This window comes from Amycolatopsis sp. NPDC058340 (genome assembly GCF_042723975.1).
GTDB lineage: Bacteria > Actinomycetota > Actinomycetes > Mycobacteriales > Pseudonocardiaceae > Amycolatopsis.
This window is the reverse complement of the sequence record NZ_JBHXIB010000020.1, coordinates 60,546-83,161: the sequence shown is the minus strand read 5'-3', so window position 1 is coordinate 83,161 and position 22,616 is coordinate 60,546. Positions and strand designations below refer to the sequence as shown.

General features: G+C 68.4%; 21 protein-coding genes. 11 read left to right on the top strand and 10 right to left on the bottom strand.

The features are described from left to right. The first annotated feature begins 65 nt into the window (after positions 1-65). The 3 genes from ACFWIW_RS22670 to ACFWIW_RS22660 all read left to right on the top strand — a co-directional run bounded on the left by ACFWIW_RS22670 (position 66) and on the right by ACFWIW_RS22660 (position 2,551). Positions 66-1,112 (top strand): hypothetical protein, encoded by a 1,047-nt coding sequence (locus ACFWIW_RS22670; RefSeq protein ID WP_378370293.1) that lies wholly within the window; start codon positions 66-68, stop codon positions 1,110-1,112. 40 nt (positions 1,113-1,152) lie between these two features. After that, positions 1,153-1,791, top strand: a complete 639-nt coding sequence (locus ACFWIW_RS22665) for a hypothetical protein (protein WP_378370248.1) — start codon at positions 1,153-1,155, stop codon at positions 1,789-1,791. A 67-nt stretch (positions 1,792-1,858) separates the two neighbouring features. Next, entirely contained in the window at positions 1,859-2,551 is a 693-nt protein-coding gene (locus tag ACFWIW_RS22660; RefSeq protein ID WP_378370247.1) for an HD family phosphohydrolase, read from the top strand. A gap of 75 nt (positions 2,552-2,626) precedes the next feature. Here the strand turns inward: ACFWIW_RS22660 and ACFWIW_RS22655 are convergent, their stop codons facing one another. The 6 genes from ACFWIW_RS22655 to ACFWIW_RS22630 form a co-directional block, all read right to left on the bottom strand. Further along, positions 2,627-3,277, bottom strand: a complete 651-nt coding sequence (locus ACFWIW_RS22655; protein WP_378370292.1) for a class II aldolase/adducin family protein — start codon at positions 3,275-3,277, stop codon at positions 2,627-2,629. Between the two features lie 2 nt (positions 3,278-3,279). Continuing rightward, positions 3,280-4,728 carry an FGGY family carbohydrate kinase gene (locus ACFWIW_RS22650; RefSeq protein WP_378370246.1) on the bottom strand — a complete coding sequence of 483 codons (1,449 nt, stop codon included), beginning with the start codon at positions 4,726-4,728 and terminating at the stop codon, positions 3,280-3,282. Further along, a complete protein-coding gene (locus tag ACFWIW_RS22645) occupies positions 4,725-5,759 on the bottom strand; it encodes a 2-hydroxyacid dehydrogenase (protein ID WP_378370245.1) in 1,035 nt (344 codons plus the stop codon). Before ACFWIW_RS22645 ends, ACFWIW_RS22650 begins: the two co-directional genes overlap by 4 nt. Positions 5,760-5,966: 207 nt before the next feature. Then, the gene (locus ACFWIW_RS22640; protein ID WP_378370244.1) at positions 5,967-6,428 is read right to left on the bottom strand and encodes a ribose-5-phosphate isomerase; all 462 of its coding nucleotides are present in this window, start codon (positions 6,426-6,428) and stop codon (positions 5,967-5,969) included. Position 6,429: 1 nt separating this feature from the next. After that, positions 6,430-8,115 (bottom strand): dihydroxyacetone kinase family protein, encoded by a 1,686-nt coding sequence (locus tag ACFWIW_RS22635; protein WP_378370243.1) that lies wholly within the window; start codon positions 8,113-8,115, stop codon positions 6,430-6,432. After that, a complete protein-coding gene (locus ACFWIW_RS22630; protein ID WP_378370242.1) occupies positions 8,112-8,798 on the bottom strand; it encodes an HAD family hydrolase in 687 nt (228 codons plus the stop codon). The genes ACFWIW_RS22635 and ACFWIW_RS22630 overlap by 4 nt, the downstream gene beginning before the upstream one ends. Positions 8,799-8,875: 77 nt before the next feature. Here ACFWIW_RS22630 and ACFWIW_RS22625 point away from each other — a divergent pair, with 77 nt between their 5' ends. The 4 genes from ACFWIW_RS22625 to ACFWIW_RS22610 all read left to right on the top strand — a co-directional run bounded on the left by ACFWIW_RS22625 (position 8,876) and on the right by ACFWIW_RS22610 (position 13,483). Continuing rightward, the gene (locus ACFWIW_RS22625; protein ID WP_378370241.1) at positions 8,876-9,502 is read left to right on the top strand and encodes a histidine phosphatase family protein; all 627 of its coding nucleotides are present in this window, start codon (positions 8,876-8,878) and stop codon (positions 9,500-9,502) included. Continuing rightward, positions 9,499-10,293, top strand: coding sequence for a DeoR/GlpR family DNA-binding transcription regulator (locus tag ACFWIW_RS22620; protein ID WP_378370240.1), 795 nt, complete (start codon positions 9,499-9,501; stop codon positions 10,291-10,293). The genes ACFWIW_RS22625 and ACFWIW_RS22620 overlap by 4 nt, the downstream gene beginning before the upstream one ends. Positions 10,294-10,712: 419 nt before the next feature. Next, a complete protein-coding gene (locus tag ACFWIW_RS22615; RefSeq protein ID WP_378370239.1) occupies positions 10,713-12,047 on the top strand; it encodes an MFS transporter in 1,335 nt (444 codons plus the stop codon). Then, on the top strand, positions 12,044-13,483 hold the full coding sequence (locus tag ACFWIW_RS22610; protein WP_378370238.1) for an FGGY-family carbohydrate kinase: 1,440 nt from the start codon (positions 12,044-12,046) through the stop codon (positions 13,481-13,483). Before ACFWIW_RS22615 ends, ACFWIW_RS22610 begins: the two co-directional genes overlap by 4 nt. A gap of 6 nt (positions 13,484-13,489) precedes the next feature. On the opposite strand, the gene ACFWIW_RS22605 is transcribed toward ACFWIW_RS22610, so the two are convergent. Then, entirely contained in the window at positions 13,490-14,455 is a 966-nt protein-coding gene (locus tag ACFWIW_RS22605; RefSeq protein WP_378370237.1) for a hypothetical protein, read from the bottom strand. 123 nt (positions 14,456-14,578) lie between these two features. Between ACFWIW_RS22605 and ACFWIW_RS22600 the strand changes: the two genes are divergently transcribed. The 4 genes from ACFWIW_RS22600 (at position 14,579) to ACFWIW_RS22585 (ending at position 19,804) form a co-directional block, all read left to right on the top strand. Beyond that, positions 14,579-15,808, top strand: a complete 1,230-nt coding sequence (locus tag ACFWIW_RS22600; RefSeq protein ID WP_378370236.1) for a DUF445 domain-containing protein — start codon at positions 14,579-14,581, stop codon at positions 15,806-15,808. Positions 15,809-15,858: 50 nt separating this feature from the next. Beyond that, positions 15,859-17,085: a DUF445 domain-containing protein gene (locus ACFWIW_RS22595; protein ID WP_378370235.1), complete on the top strand. Its 1,227-nt coding sequence runs from the start codon at positions 15,859-15,861 to the stop codon at positions 17,083-17,085. A 50-nt stretch (positions 17,086-17,135) separates the two neighbouring features. Next, positions 17,136-18,359, top strand: coding sequence for a DUF445 domain-containing protein (locus ACFWIW_RS22590; protein WP_378370234.1), 1,224 nt, complete (start codon positions 17,136-17,138; stop codon positions 18,357-18,359). A 131-nt stretch (positions 18,360-18,490) separates the two neighbouring features. Continuing rightward, complete coding sequence (locus ACFWIW_RS22585) at positions 18,491-19,804, top strand: hypothetical protein (RefSeq protein ID WP_378370233.1); 1,314 nt, start codon at positions 18,491-18,493, stop codon at positions 19,802-19,804. Here ACFWIW_RS22585 and ACFWIW_RS22580 read toward each other — a convergent pair. The 3 genes from ACFWIW_RS22580 to ACFWIW_RS22570 all read right to left on the bottom strand — a co-directional run bounded on the left by ACFWIW_RS22580 (position 19,801) and on the right by ACFWIW_RS22570 (position 22,559). Then, entirely contained in the window at positions 19,801-20,682 is an 882-nt protein-coding gene (locus ACFWIW_RS22580; protein ID WP_063274691.1) for a metal ABC transporter permease, read from the bottom strand. The two genes, ACFWIW_RS22585 and ACFWIW_RS22580, sit on opposite strands and share 4 nt — an antisense overlap. Positions 20,683-20,793: 111 nt before the next feature. Further along, positions 20,794-21,627, bottom strand: a complete 834-nt coding sequence (locus ACFWIW_RS22575) for a metal ABC transporter ATP-binding protein (protein WP_378370232.1) — start codon at positions 21,625-21,627, stop codon at positions 20,794-20,796. Further along, the gene (locus tag ACFWIW_RS22570; protein WP_378370231.1) at positions 21,627-22,559 is read right to left on the bottom strand and encodes a metal ABC transporter solute-binding protein, Zn/Mn family; all 933 of its coding nucleotides are present in this window, start codon (positions 22,557-22,559) and stop codon (positions 21,627-21,629) included. The genes ACFWIW_RS22575 and ACFWIW_RS22570 overlap by 1 nt, the downstream gene beginning before the upstream one ends. Positions 22,560-22,616 lie beyond the last annotated feature (57 nt).

The window sequence follows — 22,616 nt, the reverse complement described above, 5'->3', positions numbered from 1 at the left end:
ATTTTCTTATTTCGACATTGTCACGATGCGCGTAGAGTAACTCCCCGCACTCGAACAGATACGCACTGCGTTCGTCCGTTCGGGTGCTGATCAAGGAGGTGACCCTCGTGCCCGCGGAAGCCGACCGGCTCCGCCGTACCCCGTTGCAAGAGATCTTCTGGACCAGGACGAGTCTGCTGCTCACCGTACTGGTCGTCGTCGCGGGCCTCAGCCTGTGGATCTCCAGCATGATGGATCCCGGCGCCGGCAAGACATTGCTCACTTCACTGGGCACCGGCACCCTGATCTCCGCGGTGGTCGGCTTCGGCCAGACCCTGATCACCGCCACCGCGTCACAGCGCGCGATGGTGACCCCGGTGATCGAGGAGAGCCGACGCGCGCTGGAAGCGCTCAGCGCCGAATACCGTTCGCTCAACAAGGAATTCTTCCCCACCCACGTCTTCGAAGCGACCACCGATCCGGATCCGTTGTTCAACCGGGTCATGACCGAAGACCTCGACGTGACCAGGCACTACTTCTTCCGCGGGTTCTCCGGCAGGCACGCCGCCGCCCGGTTGCTGTTGTCCCGTACCGAAAGGGAACTCCGCGTGGTCATCGCCGACCCACGCGACGAGGGCGCGATCGGTGGCAGGGCGCGTTATCTCCTGCGCAGCGAAGAAGCGGGCATGGACTACGAGACGATCCGGTCGCGGCTCAACGACGAGATCAGCATCGGCCTGGTCGGGCTGTTCCTGGCGCGCAGCCGGTGCTCGCTGGTGGACATCACCGTCGTCGCCGACCCGCCCTTGGACCGGCTCGAACTGTTCGACGAGAGCGTTTGGGTGACCTTGTACAGCGACATCCGCGGCGCGACCACGTTGTATCCGCGAACGCTGCGGTTCAGCGAAGGTTCCTTCCTGTACAACAAGGAACGCTCCGAGTTCCTGCGGGTGTCCCAGTCCCGGTCCGGACGGCACTTCCGCATCTCCACGACGACGACACGGGCGGATTTCCTCGCCCTGTACGAAAAGATCACCGGCTCTCCCCTGTCCGAAGAGAACTTCCTCGAACTGGAAGGGAAATTCCATTCCTTCCGGAAGGAGTTCACCACACTCGCCGAGTTGAACCCCTGACCTCTCGGCGTCGCAGAGCACTAGATTTGAGGAGCTGAAGTTGCTCACTCGCTTGTCCCCCCTCACCCAGCTCGCCGCGCTGCTCCGGACCACGGACCTGCCGCTGGCGCAGCATTGGCAGATCGTCGACGGGATCTTCCGGGACTGGACTTCGAGACCGGAACTGCGCGACGACCTCCGACGGCATCTGGCTTCGCTGAGCCCGGACGAGGCGAGCGCGGTGCTCGAGCGGTCCCGGGAGACCACCACCCATTTCGCCTGGTGCCTGCTCGACAGCCCGACAGACCCCTTTTCGATCTGGCTGCACGAGTACAAGGCGCCGGAGGACTGGCGCGAGGGGTACGCCGATTCCGTGCATAATCACAGATACCACTTCTGCACCACGATCCTCCGTGGCAACTACGTCCACGAACGTTATTCGACCCTGCGCGACCAGCTTTCCGGATTGATCACATCGGTTCGGTTACGACGTAGCACGCTGTGTCAGACCGGGTCGGTAGGCGTCATGTACGCGGACGAGTTCCATCGGATTCCCGAGGCCACCGAAGGGACTATGACATTTTTGGTGAAATCACGCCCAGTGAGCGAGTTCAGTCTTTCCTTTGACCCGAAGACCGGGACAGGGCATCGTCACGTTCCGGTTGAGGTCCGATTGGGGGATCTCGCCGGCCGCATCTAACTACACACCGCCGTCGAAGACGCATACCATTACTCCACCCGTCTCCTGAACGGGATCGGAGAGGTGTATGCGCGCGCGAAAGAGCACGATTCCTTCCCATACCATCGAAGCCGTCGAGCAACACGTCCGGCGACTGTGCTGGCGTTATGCGGACAAACTGCAGTTCCACGGCTGGCATCACGTGAGTTTCGTCCGGGCCAAGGCCGCGGGGTTCGCCGACCACAACGGCGCGGATCGCACCGTCGTCGAGGTGGCGGCACTGGTGCACGATGTGAACTACATCGTGCTCCGGAACTCCCCCGCGGCCGCCGGGCGAGACCTTCGGATGGACATCCTGCGGGAATGCGGTGTCGAGGAGAACGTGGGCCGGTGGGTCGACGAGATCGTCGACGAGGCCGAAATGGCCACCCGAGGCCGCCACATCTCGCTCGAGGCCCAGGCGTTGAGCGACGCCGACACGCTGTTCAAGGCGCTGCCGGTGACACCCGTCGTCCTCGCCCATCGCTACCTGCGGGAGAACGGGTTGAGCCTGCGCGAACTGGCGCACAAGATCGTCGGCGAACAACGCGACGTCCACGACAGCGGCTACTACTTCTACAACCCCAAAGCGGCGGAGAACTACTCCCGCTGGGCGCTGGCGAATCTTCAGTTGTGGCAGTGCATCAAGGAAGCCGTCGACGATCCGACGGTGGTCGAGCTTCTCGACGCGGTGCACGCCGTGGACGCCACCGGGTTCGAAGCCGAGCCCGCTGCTTCCTAGCGATCTCGTTCGCCGTTGGCTCGTCACGTGACGAACGGCGGGATTCGCGTGATCAGAGACGGAACACGCGTGCCGTCAGCGCTGTCCGTAGCCGCGCAGTTTGTCCACGACGTGCTCGATCTCCTCGGGCGGGAGCAGGTTCGGCGTTCCGGCGGCACGCGCCGTCAGCCAGACCTGGCAGACCCACTCGAGCTGTTGCGCGCGGCTGTACGCGGAGGCGAGGCTGTCGCCGAAGGTGGTGGTGCCGTGGTTCGCCAGCAGGCAGCCTCGGCGGCCGTCCAACGCCTCCAGCATGGCTTTGGCGAGCTCCTCGGTGCCGTACGTCGCGTAGGACGCGACGCGGGCTGTCGGGCCGATCGCGGCGAGCATGTAGTGGATCGGCGGCACCTCGGTGACGAGGGTGGAGACCGCCGTGGCGTGCACGGAATGCGTGTGCACCACCGCGGAGACCGGCCTGCCGTCCGGATCCGCCGCCTCCCGGTACACCGTGAGGTGCATCGGGAGCTCGCTGGTCGGTTTGAGCGCGCCGTCGACGATTTCGCCGTCCAGGCCGACCACCGGGATGTCTTCCGGCCGCAGCCCGGCGTAGTCGACCCCCGTCGGGGTCACCGCGACCAGCTCGCCCTGCCTCGCGGAGACGTTGCCGGAGGTGCCGACCACGAGCCCGTCCGCGGTCATCCGGCGGGCGAACTCGCAGACCGCCAAGCGTTCCTTGGCCAGGATCACCGTCACAACCTCCAAAGTCCGCGGGCCGCGGCCAGTGAGGCCTGATAGTCGGCATAGCCCTGCTCGTAGCACCCTACGTTCTCGGGCCGGACCTCGACGACGCGTCCGCTTTCCGCCCAGAGTTCCCGGTCGACCGGTTCGCCGAGGGCGTCCGCCGCGACGATCACCGCGCCTCGCGCGCCGACCCCGGGATCACCGGGGATCACGATGGGCCGGCCGAGCACGTCGGCGAAGATCCGGGTCCATTCGAGCGAGCGGACCCCACCGCCGCAGGCGTACAACGTGCCGGTGAGACCCGCCGCCTCGAAGCAATGCCTTGCCGCGTAAGCGATCGACTCGCACAGCGCCCGGACGATGTCACCACGCTCGCTCTCCAGGCTCAGCCCGGAGAACTGGGCCCTCGCCGAAGCGTCGACGAACGGCGCCCGCTCGCCGGACGCGGAGAGGAACGGCAACGCGCGGACTCCACCCGCGCCGGGCCTGCTCGCGTCGAGCAGCGAGCCGATCTCCTCGACCTCGATTCCGAACAGGCGGCACATCCAGTCGATCCCCGCCGTGCCGACCATCGCCGGCATCGCCCGCAGGAACTCACCTTCTTCCGGCGTGCAGAGGAACATCCCCGCGGGTTCGCCTTCCGGATCGAACTCCGCCGAGTCCGTCAGAACCTGGCAGGCCAAGGTGGTGCCGGCGGTGAGGATGCCGTCGCCCGGCCGTCGGACACCGGCGCCGATGGCACTCGCGGGCAGGTCGAACGGACCCGCGGTGACGGGCAGCCCGGCCGGGAGACCGAGCAGTCCGGCTCCGCGTTCGTCCAGGCGGAACACGGTCTTCGGCGCCGCCGGCTCCACGAGCAGGCTCCGGCGATGGGAGAGACCGACGGCCGCGATGGCCTCTTCGTCGTAACGCCGGGTGGCCGGGTCGAGGAAGGGCAGCGACGCGTCCGACGCGTCGACCGTGATCTCGCCGGTCAGCCGCTGGAGTACCGCGTCGACGCAGTAGCCCGCCACCGCCGCCCTGTCCAGCGACTCCGGTTCATGAGTGTCCAAAAAGGACATGATGGCCGCGGCGCAACCGGGGAACATCCCCGACGCGGTCCGGCGGAACACTTCCCTGGTCACTCCGTCGGCCTGCCATCGGGCGAGCAGTGAGTTCGCCCGTCCGTCGAGCCAGGAGATCGCGGGCCGCACGGCCTCGCCTGCCTCGTCGCGCAGCCACAGCCCGTCGCCCTGACCGGTGAGGGCAAGCGCGGTGACCGGCCTGTCGAGCCCGGCGGCGACCTCGCGCACCACCGTCGCCACGGTGCCCAGCACCTGGTCTAGGTCCTGTTCGACCAGCCCGCCCGGCAGATGGTGCACCTCGGACGTGGTGCACGCGCTCGCCACGGCCATCCCGGCCTTGTCGAAGACGACCGCCTTGGTCAGCGACGTGCCGATGTCGACGCCGATGATCATGGCCGCAGGACCTCGGGGTTCGCCAGATTCGCGAGCGCCTCCCCGCGCGTGTACCGGCCGACTTCGGCGGCGACGATGGCCGCCGCCCGCTCCGCCGTCTGCCTGCTGGCCCCGGCGAGGTGCGGTGTCGCGATCACGTTCGGCGCGTCCCGCAAAGCCCAGTCCGCGGGCGGCGGCTCGACGTCGTACACGTCGAGCGCGAGCGCGCCGAGCCGTCCCGAGCGCAGGGCTTCCGGCAGCGGCGAGTAGTCCAGCAAGCCACCGCGCGCGGTGTTGACCAGTACGGCGCCCTCCGGAAGCAACGCGAGCTTGGCGGCGTCGATCAGATGCCGGGTCTCCTCGGTGAGCCGGGCGTGCAGGCTCACCACGAAGCTGCGGCGCAGCAGATCGTCCAGCTCGACGAGCTCCGCCCCGTCGGCGCCGATCCGGGCCGGGTCGGCGAACGGATCCGCGACCAGCACCTTCGCGCCGAACGCGACGAGCACTTTTGCCACGCGCGCACCGATCGCGCCGTACCCGACCAGGCCGACGGTGGTCCCGTCGAGTTCGAGACCGGTCTGGTCGTAGGCGTAGTAGTCGCCGCGCCAGGTGCCGCCCAGCAATTCGGCGGAGGACGTCGAGATCCGGCGCATCGCGGCCAGGATCATCCCCACCGCGAATTCGGCGGCGGCACCGGCGTTGCGGCCGGGCGCGTATGTCACCGCGACGCCGGCCTCGGTGGCCGCCGCGAGGTCGACGTTGACCGGGCCGCCCCGGCACACCGACACGAGCTTGAGCCCTGGTGCGGCGGCGAACACCTGTTTGGTGAAGGGCGCCATCTGGGTCACCGCGACCTCGGCTCCCGCCAAGGCCTCGATCACCTGCTCCTCGGTGCCGCTGGCCTCGTTCACGTTCGCGACCGGACCGAACGGCTCCACCGGCCACGGCAGCGTGAGTTCCGAGAACTCGTGCCCGGCGCCGATCTCGGCACGGACGGCATCGGCCAGCAGGCCGGTGCCGACGAAATGGTCTCCCGCAGCGAGTATCCGCAACTCTGCGTCCTCTCTCCGTGCCCGTGTCGGGCGGTTCTCATTGACTGTTGGCGGAGCCGAGATGTACCCGGAAAAGCGACCGTACGCTTGAACCCGCCCTGGCCGAAGGCCCCGCTATCGCGGTGGCAGGGCGCCCTGTCCGCCGGACGGTGAGGCGCCTCACCAGGCAGCGCCCTGCCGACGTCGATCGCGGTCGCGGGTTCACTGTCAGGTACTCAGCGCTTGCTCGTATTCGGTGATGTGCGCGACCTTGCTCGCGCTTGCCGAGGACGGGTCGAAGCGATGGCCGACCCATTCGGCGACGATCTTCTTCGCCAGCTCCGGACCGATCGCCCGGGCGCCGAACGTGATCACCTGGCAGTCGTTCGACTTGACCGACCGCTCGGCGGAGTACGAGTCGTGCGCGACCGTGGCCCGCACGCCGGGGACCTTGTTCGCCGAGATCGCCATGCCGATCCCGGTGCCGCAGACCAGGACTCCACGATCCGCCTCGCCACGCGCGATCGTCTCCGCCGCCGCCAGGCCGAGCAGCGGATACGCCTTGTCGTCGGCCCCGTCGGCCACGCCGAGGTCGGTGACCTCGTCCACCCGGTCATCGGCGAGGAGCAGGTCACGCAGCTGGTTCTTGAGTGCCACCCCGGCGTTGTCCGCCGCCACCACGATCCGCATTTCAGTCTTCCTTTCCGAGAGCCTGGCCGACCGCGGTGACGAGCAGCGCGAACGAAGTGGCCCCGGGATCGGGATGCCCTTCGCTCCGCCGTGCCAACCGCGCCGCCCGGCCTTTGGCGGGCAGCAGGTCCGCCGTGGCCTCGGCCGCGCTCACCGCGACCTGGGCCGCCTTCTGCCAGGCCTGCGGGACGTCGGCGCCCGCGGCGGCCTGTTCGCGCAACGCCAGCCGGAACGGCTCGATGGCGTCGAGCATGGTCTTTTCACCGGGCTCGGCCTTGCCCAGTTCGACGAACGCCTTCACCGCGCCGTCCACCGCGTCCGCGAGGGCTTCCGTGGTGACCTCCTCGGCCGCCGAACCACGCAGGCCCGCGCCGGTCTCGGCGAGCAAGACGCCGTACAGCGCGCCGGACGCACCACCCGCCGCGTCGGCGAACGCCGTGCCGGCGGCCAGGAGCGCGGTGGACAGCGAGTCTCCGTCGCGCCGGGCGGCGGACACCGCGGCCCGCATCCCCCTGGTCATGCCCAGCCCGTGGTCGCCGTCGGCGGCGACCGCGTCCAACCTGCCGAGCTCGGCTTCGTTGGCCTCGATATCGCGCAGGGCCGCCGTCAGCGCGCGATCGACGATGCCCTGCCCCGGTTCGGCCTCGGCCAGCAGCGAGTCCACTGTGGACTCCAGCGGGACCTGCGCCAGCGCGGCACCGGTGCTCCGGTAGCCAGGGGTGTCGCAGGGGGCCGCGTAGAGTTCGGCGAGTTCGTCGTCGAGCACCAGGATCGACAGCGAGACACCCGCCATGTCGAGCGACGTGACGAACTCGCCGACCTCGGTATGCGAGGGGCTGAGCCCCGCCGCGGCGAGCCGTTCGTGCACCCGGGTGTACGTCGCGAACATCTCCTCGTATTTGGTGCGGCCCAGGCCGTTCAGCAGGACCACCACGCGGCCGTCGCCATCGGGCAGCTCCGGGAGGAGGCCGTCGACCAGCTCGTCGGCCAGCTCCCGCGCGCTCAGCCTGCCGACCGTGCGGACGCCGGGCTCGCCGTGGATGCCGAGCCCGAGCTCCATCTCGCTCTCGCCGACGGTGAACAGCGGAGCGGACGCGCCGGGCAGCGTGCACCCGCCGAACGCCACCCCGAACGTCCGGGTGTTCGCGTTCGCCTTCTCCGCCACCGCGTGCACGGCGGCCAGATCGTCGCCGCGTTCGGCGGCGGCGCCCGCGATCTTGAAGACCAGGAAGTCTCCCGCGACGCCGCGACGCCTTTCCGGCGCGTCGGCCGGACCGCTGGCGATGTCGTCGGTGACCAGGACGGTCCTGCTCTCGATGCCCTCGGCCGCCAGCCTGCGCGCGGCGAGCCCGAAATGCAGCACGTCGCCCTGGTAGTTGCCGTAGCCGAAGAGCACGCCCGCCCCGCTCTCCGCGGCCCGCGCGGTGCGATAGACCTGCTCGGCGCTCGGGCTGGTGAACACGTCGCCCACCACGGCTCCGTCGGCAAGACCGGGACCGACCAGCCCGGCGAACGCGGGATAGTGCCCGCAACCGCCGCCGATCACGACCGCGACCTTGGGTTCGGATTCGTCCCGGCGCAGCACGCCATAGGCGCCGGGGACCTTGCGCACCGAACGCCCGTAGGCCGTGACGAACCCGTCCAGCCAATCGCGTTTGAACGTCTCCGCGGCACCCAGGACCGTCATCGCCCGCTCGCTTCCGCGAATTCACCGGACAGGTACGCGAGCAGCTTGCGCCGCACGTCGTCGTTGTCCTCCGCGATCTCGGCGGCCAGCTCCAGCGCGTCCGGCTTCGGCGGATAAACCGGATTCGGCAACGCGATCACGGTGAGCCCGGCCGCGGCGGCGGCGCGGATGCCGTTGCTGGAGTCTTCGACGCCAAGGCATTCCTCGCCGGACCGGCCGAGCCTGGCCGCGGCTTCGAGATAGACGTCCGGACTCGGTTTGCCCCTGGCGACCTCGGCGCTGGAGACGGTCGCGGCGAACTCGCCGGTGAGCCCGTGCTTGCCGAGTACCGCGTCGATCACCCGGCGGGCGGCCGACGACGCCAGCGCGACCGGCACCTTCGCGCTCACCTCGCGGACCATCTCCCCGGCGCCGGGCAGCAAGGGCGCCTCGCCCGCCTCGATAGCGGCGATCATGCCGTCCACCACGGCGCGTTCGACCTCCGCCGCGCTTTCCGGGGTGCCGGACCGCTTAGCGAGGTACGCGGCCCATTCGGGCGCGCTCATCCCCTGCACGGACGCGGTGTCCTCGGCGGTCCATTCGGTGCGGTGCCGGGCGGCGTACGCCACCCAGTTCTCCTCCCAAAGGTGTTCACTGTCGACGAGGACACCGTCCAGGTCGAACACCACCGCGGCGAGTGCCATCCGGCGTCTCCTTTCACATCGATGCTGTTAAGTTAACATCGATGTTGTGATCTGGACAAGCCCCGAGGAGGGATCGCGTGGTCGCACGGTTGTTATTGGCACGGCACGGCCAGACCGAATGGCATGCCGAGAACCGGTACGCGGGCAGCAGTGACGTCGCGCTGACCGAGGAAGGGCTCCGGCAGGCGGACGAACTCGCCGGATTCGCCGCGGCGGCCGGGCCGTCGGCCGTGTTCTGCTCGCCGCAGAGCCGGGCACTCCGCACCGCGGAGCCGTCCGCCAAGGCGTTGGACCTGCCCTTACGGGTGGTCGACGAGCTGCACGAAGTCCACTTCGGACTGATGGAAGGACGCACCAGGGCCGAGCTGGCGAAGGAGGATCCCGATACGGTCGCGAGGTTTCTCGCCGATCCCGTTGGCGGCGCCTTCCCCGGTTCGGAGCCTCCCGCGGACGCGGCCGCCAGGGGAGCCGCCGCGCTGCGCGGGATCGCCGCCGGGGTACCGGGCGGGACGGCACTGGTCGTCGCGCACAACACGCTGATCAGGCTGACGTTGTGCGCGCTGCTCGGCATCCCGCTCGAGACCTACCGCACGGTGTTCCCGAGGCTGGACAACGCGGCCGTCACGGAGATCGAGATCGACGGCACGCGCACCGGCCTGCTGCGGCTCAATCAGCCGGCCCGCACGCGATACTGGACGGTATGAGCGATGAGAAGACGGCCGGTGCGAGCGCACACTCTCGTAACACGCGTCAGCAGCTGATCACCGAACACGTCTTCACGACCGGCTCAGCGAGCATCTCCGAACTGGTGGAACTCACCGGCGTCAGCACCATGACGGTGCACCGCGACGTCGACGAACTGGCACGCCGCGGCCTGCTCCGGAAGTACCGCGGCGGCGTGTCGGCCATGCCGTCGACGGTCTTCGAAAGCAACGCCGACTACCGGATGAACGTGCATTCGGAGGAGAAGATGGCCATCGCCGCGCACGCGCTCGCCCGCGTCGAACCGGGGATGTCGATCCTGCTCGACGACTCCACGAGCGCGCTCGCGCTGGCGAAGATGCTGCACCGGGTCACCCCGCTGACCGTCGCCACGAACTACCTCGGCGCCATCGAACTGCTCAAAGGCGTCCCCGACCTGCGGCTCATCTGTATCGGCGGCGACTACTCCGCGACCCACGACTCGTTCCTCGGCATGCAGAGCCTCGAAGCGATCGAGCGGATCAACGTCGACGCGACCTTCGTTTCGACCTCGGCGATGAACACGCGCATGACGTTCCATCAGGAGCCGGAGATCGTGATGCTGAAACGCGCGATGCTGGCCAGCGCCCGGACGAAGGTGCTGCTGATGGACCACAGCAAGACCGAACGCGCGGCACTGCACCGGCTGGCGCCGTTGAGCGATTTCGACGTGCTGATCGTCGACGACGGCGTGGAAGAGCATCTGGCCGAGGACATGCGTAGCCAGGTGGAAGTGGACATCGCGGAGCTCTGAGGCTCGCCCGGGTCCCGGCAAAGTCGAGATCGCGCAGGCCCGGGTTCCGGACGTCGACAGGGCGGGCTTCCAGGTAATGGCATGTCCCATTTGTGCACTTTTGTACGGTTATTCATGGGGTCGTGAGTGGCAAAGAGCGTTAGAACGACCGAAAACACTCACGCCCCCCCGGCGCCGAGTCGCACAAAACGCCCGAACCGGGCACCCCGGTCTCGATCCGAGCCCCTTATGGACAGTCGAGATCCGGCTCCCTCGACTGAGCCTGCTCCGCGAACATCCCCGTGCCTCATGACAGTGGCACAGGCCGGCAGCCATACGACAGGCGCGCGAGGCTAACACGAAAATCCACCGATGTAACATCTTGAAAGTTAACTTAACACGATCCATGATACGCTGAACACGACGTCATGGAGGCGTGCATGAACCAGGTAACATCGCCGTTATCGCGATCCGGGAGCGGGTTCGCCCGCGTACTGAACCGTTGGGGCCTGCCGGCCCCGTTGTTCCTCGGCTACGCCGGGCTGCTGCTGTTCATGATCGGCGACGGGGTCGAGTCGGGCTTCATCGCGCCGTTCATGGCGGACAACGGCGCGGGCACCGAGATCAAGGCTTCGTACGTCATCACCGTGTACGGCGTCGCCGTGATGCTGGCGTCGTGGTTGTCGGGCGCGTTGTCGGACTTGTGGGGCCCACGTCGCGTGATGATGATCGGCCTGGCCATCTGGCTGGTGTTCGACGTGCTGTTCCTCGCGGTCGCGGTGTCGGGTGAGAACTACCCGTTGATGCTGGTGTTCTACGGTCTGCGCGGATTCGGCTATCCGATGTTCGCGTTCGGTTTCCTGGTCTGGATCACCGCGGTGGCGCCGGTCGCCAGGCTCGGCGCGGCGGTGGGCTGGTTCTACTTCGCGTTCACCGGCGGGCTGCCGACGCTGGGCGCGCTGGTCGCGAGCTTCACGAACCCGGTGCTCGGCCAGTACGGCACGCTCTGGGTGTCGGTGGCGCTGCTCGGTCTCGGCGGTCTGCTCGCGATCTTCGGTGTCCGGCAGCGGACGGGGTACACCCGGCTCGCGCCGCCGGACGTGAAACCGGTGCAGAGCCTGGTGTCCAGCGTGTCGATCGCGTGGAAGAAGCCCCGCGTCGGCGTCGGGATGCTCGTCCGCGTCATCAACACCGCGCCCGAATTCGGGATGCTGGTGTTCTTCCCGACGATCTTCATCGAGGACATCGGGTTCGGGGAGAGCCGCTGGCTCCTCCTGGTCTCGGTCATCTACGGCACGAACATCTTCTTCAACCTGATCTTCGGCGTGCTGAGCGACCGGATCGGCTGGCGCACCACGATCTTCTGGTTCGGCGCGATCGGCTGCGCGATCTCGATCCTGCTGCTCTACTTCGTCCCGATCGCCATGGGCGCCGAGTACTACTGGCTCGCGCTGCTCGTCGGCGCGCTGTACGGCGCCACGCTCGCCGGGTTCGTGCCGATCTCGGCGCTGCTCCCCTCGCTCGCCCCGGAGAACAAGGGTGGCGCGATGGCCCTGCTGAACCTGGGCGCGGGCGCGGCGGCGTTCGTCGGGCCGGCGATCGTCAGCGTGTTCCTCGGCCCGCTGGGCGCGGCCGGTGTGGTGATCGTCTTCGCCGCGCTGTATCTGGTCGCGGCGGTCATGGTGCGCTACCTGAAGCTGCCCGATGAGACGGCGAAGGCGATCGAAGAGGACAAGAGTCTGCAAGAACTCGGAGAGAAGGTCGTCACCACGTGAACCAACCCGTCACGATCGGAATCGACGTCGCCACCGCGGGGGTCCGAGCCCTCGCGGTATGCGGCGGCACCGTCCTCGCTTCGGCCGCCGAGCCGCTGCCCGCGCCGGTCCGCGACGGTCGCGGGCACAGCGAGCAGGACGCCCGGTCCTGGTGGCCGGCGGTGAAGACGGTGCTGGCGAAGGTCACCGGCGAGCTGCCGGGCAGGGGCGGCGAGGTCGCCGCGGTGGCCATCGCCGCGACGTCGGGGACGATCGTCGGGGTCGACGCGTCCGGTGCGCCGGTCACGCCCGCGCTGATGTACGACGACAGGCGCGGCGCGGAGCTCAACCGCGAGGCCACCGGGCTCGGCGCGGATCGCTGGCGGCGGCTCGGTTTCGGCGTGTCCGCCACCGCCGCGCTCGGCCGGATCGCCTGGCTGGCCGGGCACGTCCCCGGCGTCGCCGGGATCCGGCACACCCCCGATCTCATCGCCGCGGAGCTCACCGGCGGGCCGGTGGCGGCCGACTGGTCGCATGCCTTGAAGAGCGGCTACGACCCGCTCGCCCTCGAATGGCCTGCCGAGGTCTTCGAGGCGTTGGGAGTGCCAATGAGCCTGCTTCCCTCGGTGGTCGCGCCGGCCACCGTGCTGGGCGAGGTGGCCCGCCCGGTCGCCGGACTCCCGGCGGGCTGCCCGGTCGTGGCCGGGATGACCGACGGCTGCGCTGGCCAGCTCGCGGCCGGGGCGGTCGCCCCCGGGAGTTTCGTCGGAATCCTCGGCACGACGTACGTGCTCAAGGGAGTCACCGAAGAACTGGTGCCGGATCCGACCGGGGCGATGTACAGCCACCGTCATCCCGACGGCTGGTGGTTGCCCGGCGGCGCGTCGAACACCGGCGGCGAGGCCGTCGCCGGGCAGGATCGCCTTGCCGAACTCGACGCGGCGGCGGCCGCGCTGGGACCGGCGAAGGTGGTCGCGTATCCGTTGCGGCGCAAGGGCGAACGCTTCCCGTTCGCGACCCCGGACGCGGAGGGTTTCGTGTCCGGCGAAGCGGACGAGGTGGAGCTGCATCGGGCGAGGCTGGAGGGAGTCGCCTTCCTCGAGCGGCTGGCGTTGGACCACCTGCGCCGCCTCGGCGTCACGGTCACCGATCCGCTGCTGACGGCGGGCGGCGGCAGCAAGAGTCCTTTGTGGACACGGATCAGGGCGACCGTCACCGGCCTCGGCCTGCGGGTGTCACCGCGGGCGGAAACGGGTTACGGCGCCGCACTGCTCGCCGCGGCGGGGGTCCTGCCGGGCGGGCTCACCGAGGCGTCCGCGGGGCTCGGCGAGGGAACGCTGATCGAACCCGACGAGCGCGAGAGTGCCGCGCTCGCCGAGTCGTACCAGCGATTCTGCGCCGAGCTGCACACCAGGGGCTGGATCGACGACGAGTTGTTCGCCGTCGCCCGGCGTTGAGAGAAATCAGGAAGGGCGTGGGCCGTTGGATTTGGTGGGAGCAGGCTTCGGCGTGGGAGCCTCGGCGGGTTTGGCCGCCTCGTCGGCGTCAGGGGCGGGAGCCAGCAGCCGGATGGCCTCCTGGACGGCGACGTCCGTGGCGGAGAGCCGATCTGCCACCTTCGACCGGAGTTCCAGCGCGAGCTTCCGCGCCTGCTGAGCTTCGGCCTGCTGGGTCTTCGCGTCGGTGAGGGCCTCCGCGACCTGCTCCTGCTTCGCGGCGATGTCCTCCGCCGATGCCTTCTCCGACTTGGCGATCTTCTCCGCCGAGATCCGCTCGGCTTCGGCACGTTTGGCCGCCGAGACCCGGTCGGCTTCCGCGATCTTGTCCGCGGACGCCTTCTCGGCCTCCGCGCGACGAGCCGCCGAAGCCTCCTCGGCCTTCTTGTCCGCGGCGGCGCGGGCCCGGACGCTCTCCATGTCCAGTTCCTTGCGCTTCTGGGCCGCCTCGGAGTTCAGCCGCTCGATCTCCGCCTTGGCGTCGGCGAGCAGCTTTTCGCGCTCGGCCTGCGCGTCCTTGGCCGCCTTGTCGCTCGCGCGCTGCGTCTCGTGGGCGTACCTGTCCGCTTCGGCCCGGGTCGACTTGGCGTCGGCCTCCGCGGCGGCCTTGAGGTCGGCGATCTCCTCCTCGGCGAGCTGCATCATCATGCGGACGCGTTCGGCCATCGCGCCGGCGCCGGACGGGCTCGAACTCATCCGCACGAGGGCGGCCTTGGTCTCGTCCAGCTCCTTCTGGGCGTGGCCGAGCGCCTTGGTGAGTTCACCGGCGGTCGCCACGGCCTCGTCGCGGCTGCGCGAGGTCTGCTTGAGTTCGGTCGCCAGTTCGGCGAGACGCTCGTCGACCTGACGCTTGTCGTAACCGCGGACAGCGCCCGCGAACGGGGACGATTTCGCTGAGGGCGCCTGAGGCGCCGTCTTCTCAGGAGCGACCATGGCGGCCACCTTAATGAGCGGGCACCCGTCGGGCAGTACCGCCAAACGGCTGCACTCGGCGTGCGGTGGACCGATCACATGGCATCCTGCATTGTTGACAGGTCGTAAGCAGCGGAGGCCCGGTTGGACATCTCGGCGATCCTCGAAGACATCCGCGAGCACTGGCACGTCTACGCCACGATGCCCTTCATCGCCGCGCTCATCGGGTACATCACGAAACGCGTCGCCATCGAGATGATGTTCCGGCCGCTGGAGTTCGTCGGGATCAAACCGTTCCTCGGCTGGCAGGGGGTCATCCCGGCCAACTCGCGCCGGATGGCGACCACCGCCGTCGACCTGCTGACCAAGAACCTCGTCGATCCGCAGGAGATCTTCTCCCGGCTCGACCCCGAGGAAATGGTCAAGGAACTCGAAGAGCCACTCCTCAAGGCCGTCGAGGACGTCACCCGCGAAGTGATGGAGCAGTACCAGCCCAGACTGTGGGAACTGCTGCCGGCCCGGGCACAGCGCATGCTGGTCGACCAGGTCCGCGCGCAGGCGCCGAAGGTCGTCGCGAGGCTCATGCGCGAGGTGTCGACGAACATCGACGAGGTCCTCGACGTCAACGAGATGCTGATCAACGCGATGGTCCGCGACAAATCGCTGACCTGCCGCCTGATCAAGGAGGTCGCGACCCCGGAGCTCCGCTTCATCGCCCGCTCCGGCATCTGGTTCGGCTTCGTCATCGGCCTGATCCAGTTCGTCGCGTGGGCGTTGACGAAGCAGCCGTTGATCATGCCGATCTTCGGTTTCGTCACCGGGTTCGTCACCGACTGGCTGGCACTGAAGATGATCTTCTACCCGCGCGAACCACGCCGGTTCCTGTTCTTCAGCTGGCAGGGCATGTTCCAGAAACGCCGCCAGGCGGTCGCGAAGGACTACGGCGCGCTGATCGCCGACGAGGTCCTCACCGTGCGGAACGTGATGGAGGCCGTGCTCACCGGACCCAAATCGGACAAGCTGTTCGCGATGATCACCCGCGAGGTGCAGCGGACCATCGACGCGCAGGCGAGCATCGCGAAACCGTTGGTGGCGCTGACCGTCGGCGGGGTCCAGTACCAGGAGATGAAGAAGGCGGCGGCGGAAAAGGCGATCGCGTATCTCCCCGAAACGGTGAAACACGTGGAGAGCTACGCCACTGACGCGCTCGACGTCCGCAACACCATCGTCACGAAGATGCAGCAGCTGACCCCGCTCGAGTTCGAGGGGATCCTCCGTCCCGCCTTCCAGCAGGACGAATGGAAGCTGATCGCGGTCGGCGCGGTGATCGGCGGGCTCGTGGGTGAACTTCAGGTCCTGTTACTCCTCCATTGAGGACAGGCGGCTAGGTTGCCCCTCAAGCAAGACGCGGGAGGGGCTCGGAAGTGGACGCCGTCATCGCCGATCTCGGCGAGCACTGGCCGGTGTACGTCACCATGCCGTTCGTCGCCGCGCTGATCGGCTACGTCACCAAACGCGTCGCCATCGAGATGATGTTCAAACCGGTGGAATTCGTCGGCGTCAAACCGTTCCTCGGCTGGCAGGGTGTGCTGCCCGCGAACGCGGAGCGGATGGCGGCCACCGCCACCGAGATGCTGACGAACAACCTCGTCGACCCGAAGGAGATCTTCGCCAGGCTCGACCCGGCCCAGGTGGCGAAGGAGATCGAGCAACCGCTTCTGCGGATCGTCGAGGACGTCACCCGCGAGGTGATGGAGCAGTACCAGCCCAGGCTCTGGGAAGTGCTGCCGAACACCGCCCAGCGTCTGCTGCTCAAACGCGTGCAGGCCGAGGCGCCGCGCGCGATCACGAAGATCATGGGCGAGATCTCGGAGAACATCGAGGACGTCCTCGACCTCAAGCACATGGTCGTGACGAACCTGGTGCGCGACAAGGCCTTGCTGAACCGGCTGATCCGCGACATCTCGCGGCCGGAGATGCGGTTCATCGCACGGTCGGGGATCGTGTTCGGGTTCTCCCTCGGCTGCGTGCAGCTGCTGGTGTGGGCGCTGACGAAGTCGCCGATCGTGCTGCCGCTGTTCGGTATCGGCATCGGCTGGTTCACCGACTGGATCGCCCTGAAGATGATCTTCCTGCCGCGCGAGCCGAAACGATTCTTCGGCTTCTACACCTGGCAAGGCGTGTTCCAGAAACGCAAGGACCAGGTCTCCGCCGACTACGGCGACATGATCGCGCGCGAGATCATCACCATCCCGAACCTGCTCGAAGCCGTGCTGAGCGGGCCGAAATCGGACAAGCTGTTCGCGATGATCACCCGCGAGGTGCAGCGGACGATCGACGCGCAGGCGAGTGTCGTGAAACCGTTCGTCGCGATGGCCGTCGGGAGCAGGCGGTTCCAGGAGATGAAGCAGACGGCGGCCGCGAAGGCGGCGGCGCGGATCCCGGAGACGATCCGCCACGCCGAGAGCTACGCGGTCAACGCGCTCGACGTCCGGAACACCATTGTGGACAGAATGCGGCGGCTGAACCCGCTCGAATTCGAGCAGCTGCTGCGCCCGGCGTTCCGGCAGGACGAGTGGAAGCTGATCGCCGTCGGCGCGGTGATCGGCGGCCTTGTCGGTGAACTTCAGGTGCTTCTGCTGCTTCACTGACGGCCACCCGATACCGTTTCCCCCTTCCCTGAGCGAAGCTAGGAGGTCGTGTGGACGCCGTCCTGGACGACCTCGCCCGGCACTGGTGGCTGTACGCCGCGATCCCGTTCGTCGCCGCGCTCATCGGCTACGTCACCAAACGCGTCGCCATCGAGATGATGTTCAAACCGCTCGAGTTCGTCGGGATAAAACCCGTCTTCGGCTGGCAGGGCGTGGTGCCGAAACACGGCGGGCGGATGGCGGCCGTCGCGACCGAACTGCTGACGTCGAACCTGCTGGACGTCAAGGAGGTCTTCCGCCGGATCGATCCGGCGATCATCACGCGCGAGATCGAGCAGCCGCTGCTGCGGGCCGTGGACGAGGTCGCCCGCGAAGTGCTCGAAAAGCACCATCCCAGGCTCTGGGAGGTCATGCCGACGATGGCGCAGGAGCTGCTGATCAAGCAGGTGCAGGCGTCGACTCCGCGGCTGGTGCGCGAGTTCATGGAAGAGATGACCGAGAACCTCGACGAGGTGCTCGACTTCCATCACATGACCGTGCAGCGGCTCACCAGGGACAAGAAGCTGCTCGTCCGGCTGATCCGCGAGACGTCGCGGCCGGAGATGGCGTTCATCGCGCGCACGGGGATCTATTTCGGTTTCGGGCTCGGCATCGTGCAGGCGTTCGTGTGGGCGCTGACGAAGGAACCGTGGGTGCTGCCGATCTTCGGCGGCTGCATCGGGCTGTTCACCGACTGGCTGGCGATCAAGCTGATCTTCGTGCCGCGCGAGCCGGTGCGGTTCGGCCGGGTGATCCTGCAGGGCAAGTTCCAGCGGCGGCGGGCCGAGGTCGCGCGTCAATACGGCGAGATGATCGCGAACGAGATCCTCACCGTGCCGAACCTGCTCGACGCCGTCCTGCGGGGGCCCCGGTCGGATCGGCTGTACGCGCTGGTCGAGCGGCTCGTGGCGCACGCCGTCGACGAGCAGGCGAGTGTCGCGAAACCGATGGTCGCGATGGCCGTCGGCGGGCAGCGGCTGCAGGAGATCAAGCAGGCGGCGGCGCGGAAGGCGCTGGAGCGGCTGCCGCCGACGATCCGCCACGCCGAGGGCTACCTGACCGAGGCGATGGACGTCGCGAAGATCGTCGAACGGCGGATGCTCGGGCTGACGCCGCTGGAGTTCGAGGGGCTGCTGAGGCCGGCGTTCCGGCAGGACGAGTGGAAGCTCATCGCGGTGGGCGGGCTCATCGGGTTCGTGGTCGGTGAGCTCCAGGTGCTCCTGATGCTGCACTGACCTGCGTTTAGCGGGCTAAACGCGATCCGGGTTGTCCGGCCGGCCTGAAGGGTTGATCGCGTTTAGCCCGCTAAACGCGCTTTGGGGGCGGTTCTCACGTGCGGGAGACACGGGATGATTACGGTGGTGGGGTGGCGTCCGAACCCCAGCAGCTGCCAGCCGTCCACGAGGCGTGGCTTCCGCGCGAGCACGCGTTGCACCGTCCCCGCCACGGTGGCAGGCAGCTGACCGCGCTGATCAGCGCGCTTCTGTTCTTCACCACCCCCGCGCTGCTGTGGGTGTTCGGCGTCCGGCCGGGCGAGATCGAGAACCACAAGCTCGCGAGCTTCCCCGGGCTGGACCGGGGCTGGGGTTTCTTCACCGACATGCCCGCCTGGGCGATCGATCAGCTCTCGTTCCGGCCCGGCGCGATCGCCGCCGCCGACGCGATCAGCCGCGGCGTCTTCGGCGAGGGCGCCCCGCTCGACCAGCCGCCACCGCAGCAGCAGGCGGGCCCGATCCCCGCGCCGCCGGCGCCGTCGCCGTCCAAGACCGCGCCCACCCAGGGGCCGACGCCGAACGCCGCGTCCGGCTACCGCCGGGTCGTGCAGGGCCGCGACGGCTGGCTGTACTACGGCTACGACGCCGACGCGAAATGCGATCCGTCCCGTCCGCTGCCCGAGACCATCGCCAAGATCAACGAGCTGCGGCGCGCGGTCGAACAGTCCGGGAGGCGGTTCGAGTTCGTCGTCGCGCCGGACAAGTCGACGATGGTGCCGCAGTTCCTGCCCGACACCTACCCTGGCAAGGACTGCTCGCGGTCGGCCGAGGCGACCACCTGGCACCGGATGCTCAAGGACGCGCGCGCGATCGACCTGCGGCCCGAGCTCCGGGCGTCCGAGGGCCGGGTGCAGCATCCGATCTACCCGCCGAACGACACCCACTGGGCCGACGAGGGCGCACTGGTGATGACGCGCGCCATCGCGAACGCGATCAAACCGGGGGTCACGCAGACCTGGGTCAGCGTTCCCGTCGGCCAGTACGACACCGTGGCCGATCTGCCGCCGCTGATCAGCAAGCAGGGCACGAAGACGAATACGCTGTACAGCCTCCGCCCGGACGGCGTCGTCGAGCGCGCGGGCGAGCCGAACGGCGACATCGACCGGCCCGTCTACCGCACGGCGAGCCCCTTGATCGGGACCGTGGACGACAAGATCCTGATCTACGGCGACTCGTTCACCAAGGCGTCTTCGCGGTATCTCTCCGGCGCGTTCACGAACCTGACGATGCTGGCGCACTTCACGCAGAAGACGTCACAGGCCGAGGCCGTCGACGCCTTCGTGAACGCGAACGTCGTGGTCGTCGAGGCGGTGGAGCGCAGTGTGGCCGGCGGTCAGCTCGCCTTCATCGACCCGAGTTTCCTCGAACCGCTGAAGAAGGCGCTCGCCGAGAATCCGATCCGCTAGCGCAGGGCGGGCTGTGCCGTCGCCGTCGGCTCGACGCGAATCCGCGACGAACGCCCGCGCAGCCACGCGATGAGGCGGCAGACCAGGTAGATCACGAACGAGATCGTCGTGACGAACGCGCTCACCGGCTTCCCCGGCGCGAGCGAGAGGATGATCCCGCCGAGCGCGGCGATCTCCGCGAACACGATCGACAGCACGGTCGCCTTCCACGGGCTCGCCGTGACCCGCGCGGCCGCCGCGGCCGGGGTCACCATCAGCGAGACCACCAGGAGCGCGCCGACGATCTGCACCCCGAGCGCGCTCGAAATCCCGACCAGCACCGCGAAGATCAGCGACAGCAGCCGCACCGGTACACCGCGCGCCGTCGCGACCGCCGGGTCGACCGTGGCGAACAGCAGCGGCCGGTAGATCACCGCGAGCACCACCAGCACCACGACCGACGCGCCGACGAGCAGGTTCAGGTTGGTCGAGTCGATGGTGATGATCTGCCCGACGAGGATGCCGAACTTGTTGGCGCTGCGGCCTTCGTAGAACGACAGCAGCAGGACGCCCATGCCGAGGCCGAAGGCGAGGATCACGCCGATCACGGAGTCGCGTTCGGACTCTCGGCCGCCGAGGAGCCCGATCAGCAGGGCGGCGATGACCGCGCCCGCGAGGCCGCCGAGTTCGACGCCGACGCCCAGCAGCAGCGCGCCCGCGGCGCCGGTGAAGGCCAGTTCGGCGGTGCCGTGCACGGCGAACGACATCCGCCGCATGACCACCAGCGGGCCGAGCACCCCGGCCACCAGGCCGAGGACGGCGGCGGCGAGCAGCGCCGTCTGCACGAAGTCGAGGCCGAGGAGTTCGCCGGTCAAGGCGAAATCGAACATCTTGTCCACGGTGCTATCCCAGAACCCGCGATCGCGCCCCGATCACGGGGCCTCCGGCCGGGGCGGGTTCCGCGTGTGGTCCAGACCGCACGAATAACCTCACTTCGTCTGCCACTGGAGCTAGCTGGCCTGTTCGTCGATGTGGTGGGGTTCGTCCTCGCACAACGCGCTCTGTGCCCCGGCGACGTGGATCTGCCCGCCGACCTTAAGCACCTCGATCCGCGTGCCGTACAGCTCGGACAGCGTCTCCGAGTTCATCACCTCGTCCGGTTTGCCGACCCGGAACTGGCCGTTCACCAGATAGAGCACCCTGTCCACATAGGACAGGATCGGGTTGATCTCGTGGGTGACGAACAGGACGGCCGTGCCCGCCGAGGCCCGCCGCTCGTCGATCAGTTCGCTGACCGCGCGCTGGTGCGCGAGGTCGAGGGAGAGCAGCGGCTCGTCGCACAGCAGGACCTCGGGATCGCCGACCAGCGACTGCGCGACGCGGAGCCGCTGCTGTTCGCCGCCGGAAAGCCGCCCCACCGGCTGCTTCGCGTACGCCTGGGCACCGACGGACTCGATCGCCTTCGCCACCAGCTGACGCCGTTTCGAAATCCCGAAGAGCCCGGTCCCCCACCGGTGCCCGTCCAGGCCGAGGCCGACCAGGTCCACCCCGCGCATCGTGAGGCCCTCGTCGAGGGCGCGCTGCTGCGGGATGTAGCCGATCCGCCGGTTGGTCCCGCCGGGGCGCCGCCCCGCGATCTCGACCGTGCCCTCGGGCAGCCCCTGCTGGCCGAGCAGCACCTTGAGCAGGCTGCTCTTCCCGGAGCCGTTGGGCCCGAGGATCGCGAGGAACTCGCCGGGTTCGACGTCGAGGTCGAGCCCGGACCAGAGGGTCCTGGTGCCGAACGCGAGGCTCGCCCCGCGGACACGGACCGCGGGGCGAGCTCCGGCAGGTACGGAGGTCACTACTTCAGTGCTCCGGCCAGCGCGTCCACTTCCTTGGTCATCCATGCAATGTAGTCGGTCACACCCTGGGGCAGCGTTTCGGTGACGTCGACGACCGCGATCCCGGCGTTCTTGGCGTCGCCGACGACCTGCTGGGTGACCGGGGTGGTGGTCTGCGCGTTGTTGATCAGGGCCTTGACCTGCTTGCCGGAGATCAGCTGCTTGACCTCGTTGAGCGCGGCGGCGGGCACGTCCTGCTCGGCTTCCACGGCCTCGGCGAAGGCGGGCGGAGTCGCGTCGGTGACCTTCGCGCTGTCGAGCAGGTAGTGCGCGACGGGCTCGGTCGCGACGACCTTGGCGTTCGAGGCGCCCAGGCCCGAGACCTTCTTCAGCAGTTCCTGGGTCTTGCCCTTGAACGCGGTCGCGTTGGCGGTGAAGGCGTCCTTCGAAGCGGGCTGGATCTCGCCGAGCTTCGCGGCGACCTGGTCGGCGATCTTCTCGACGCCGGGGAGGCTGTACCAGACGTGCTCGTTCTCGTTGCCGGTCGCGGCGATGTCGACGGCGACCAGTTTCTGCGCGCCGGTGGCCTGGTCGGCGAGCTTCGAGAAGAAGTCGTCGTAGCCGCCGCCGTTGGACAGCGTCAGCTTCGCGTTCTTCGCGGCGACGGCGTCGCTCGCGGTGGTCTCGTAGGAGTGCGGGTCGGCCGAGGGGTCGTGGATGATCGAGGTGACCTCGACCTTGTCGCCGCCGACGGCGGTCACGACGCTGCCCCAGACATCGGTCGAGGCGACGACCTTGATCTTTTCGCCACCGCCCGGGTTCGCGGCCGACGCGTTCTGCGAACCGGTGCCTGTCGACGCCTTGTCGCTCGACGCACAGGCCGTCGCGCCGAGCGCGAGGACGGCCAGGGCCGATACGGCCGCGAAAACACTCTTAGTACGGCGGGAATTCATTTACTGCACTCCTGCGGATGCCCAGGCCAGGTGTCCCCAATGCCGGGTAATGGAAAC

Coding starts and splice junctions, on each gene's coding strand:
- ACFWIW_RS22660 (WP_378370247.1), top strand. CDS start 1,859: ATGCGCGCGCGAAAGAGCACGATTCCTTCCCATACCATCGAAGCCGTC.
- ACFWIW_RS22650 (WP_378370246.1), bottom strand. CDS start 4,728: ATGATCATCGGCGTCGACATCGGCACGTCGCTGACCAAGGCGGTCGTC.
- ACFWIW_RS22640 (WP_378370244.1), bottom strand. CDS start 6,428: ATGCGGATCGTGGTGGCGGCGGACAACGCCGGGGTGGCACTCAAGAAC.
- ACFWIW_RS22635 (WP_378370243.1), bottom strand. CDS start 8,115: ATGACGGTCCTGGGTGCCGCGGAGACGTTCAAACGCGATTGGCTGGAC.
- ACFWIW_RS22630 (WP_378370242.1), bottom strand. CDS start 8,798: ATGGCACTCGCCGCGGTGGTGTTCGACCTGGACGGTGTCCTCGTCGAC.
- ACFWIW_RS22620 (WP_378370240.1), top strand. CDS start 9,499: ATGAGCGATGAGAAGACGGCCGGTGCGAGCGCACACTCTCGTAACACG.
- ACFWIW_RS22615 (WP_378370239.1), top strand. CDS start 10,713: ATGAACCAGGTAACATCGCCGTTATCGCGATCCGGGAGCGGGTTCGCC.
- ACFWIW_RS22605 (WP_378370237.1), bottom strand. CDS start 14,455: ATGGTCGCTCCTGAGAAGACGGCGCCTCAGGCGCCCTCAGCGAAATCG.
- ACFWIW_RS22570 (WP_378370231.1), bottom strand. CDS start 22,559: ATGAATTCCCGCCGTACTAAGAGTGTTTTCGCGGCCGTATCGGCCCTG.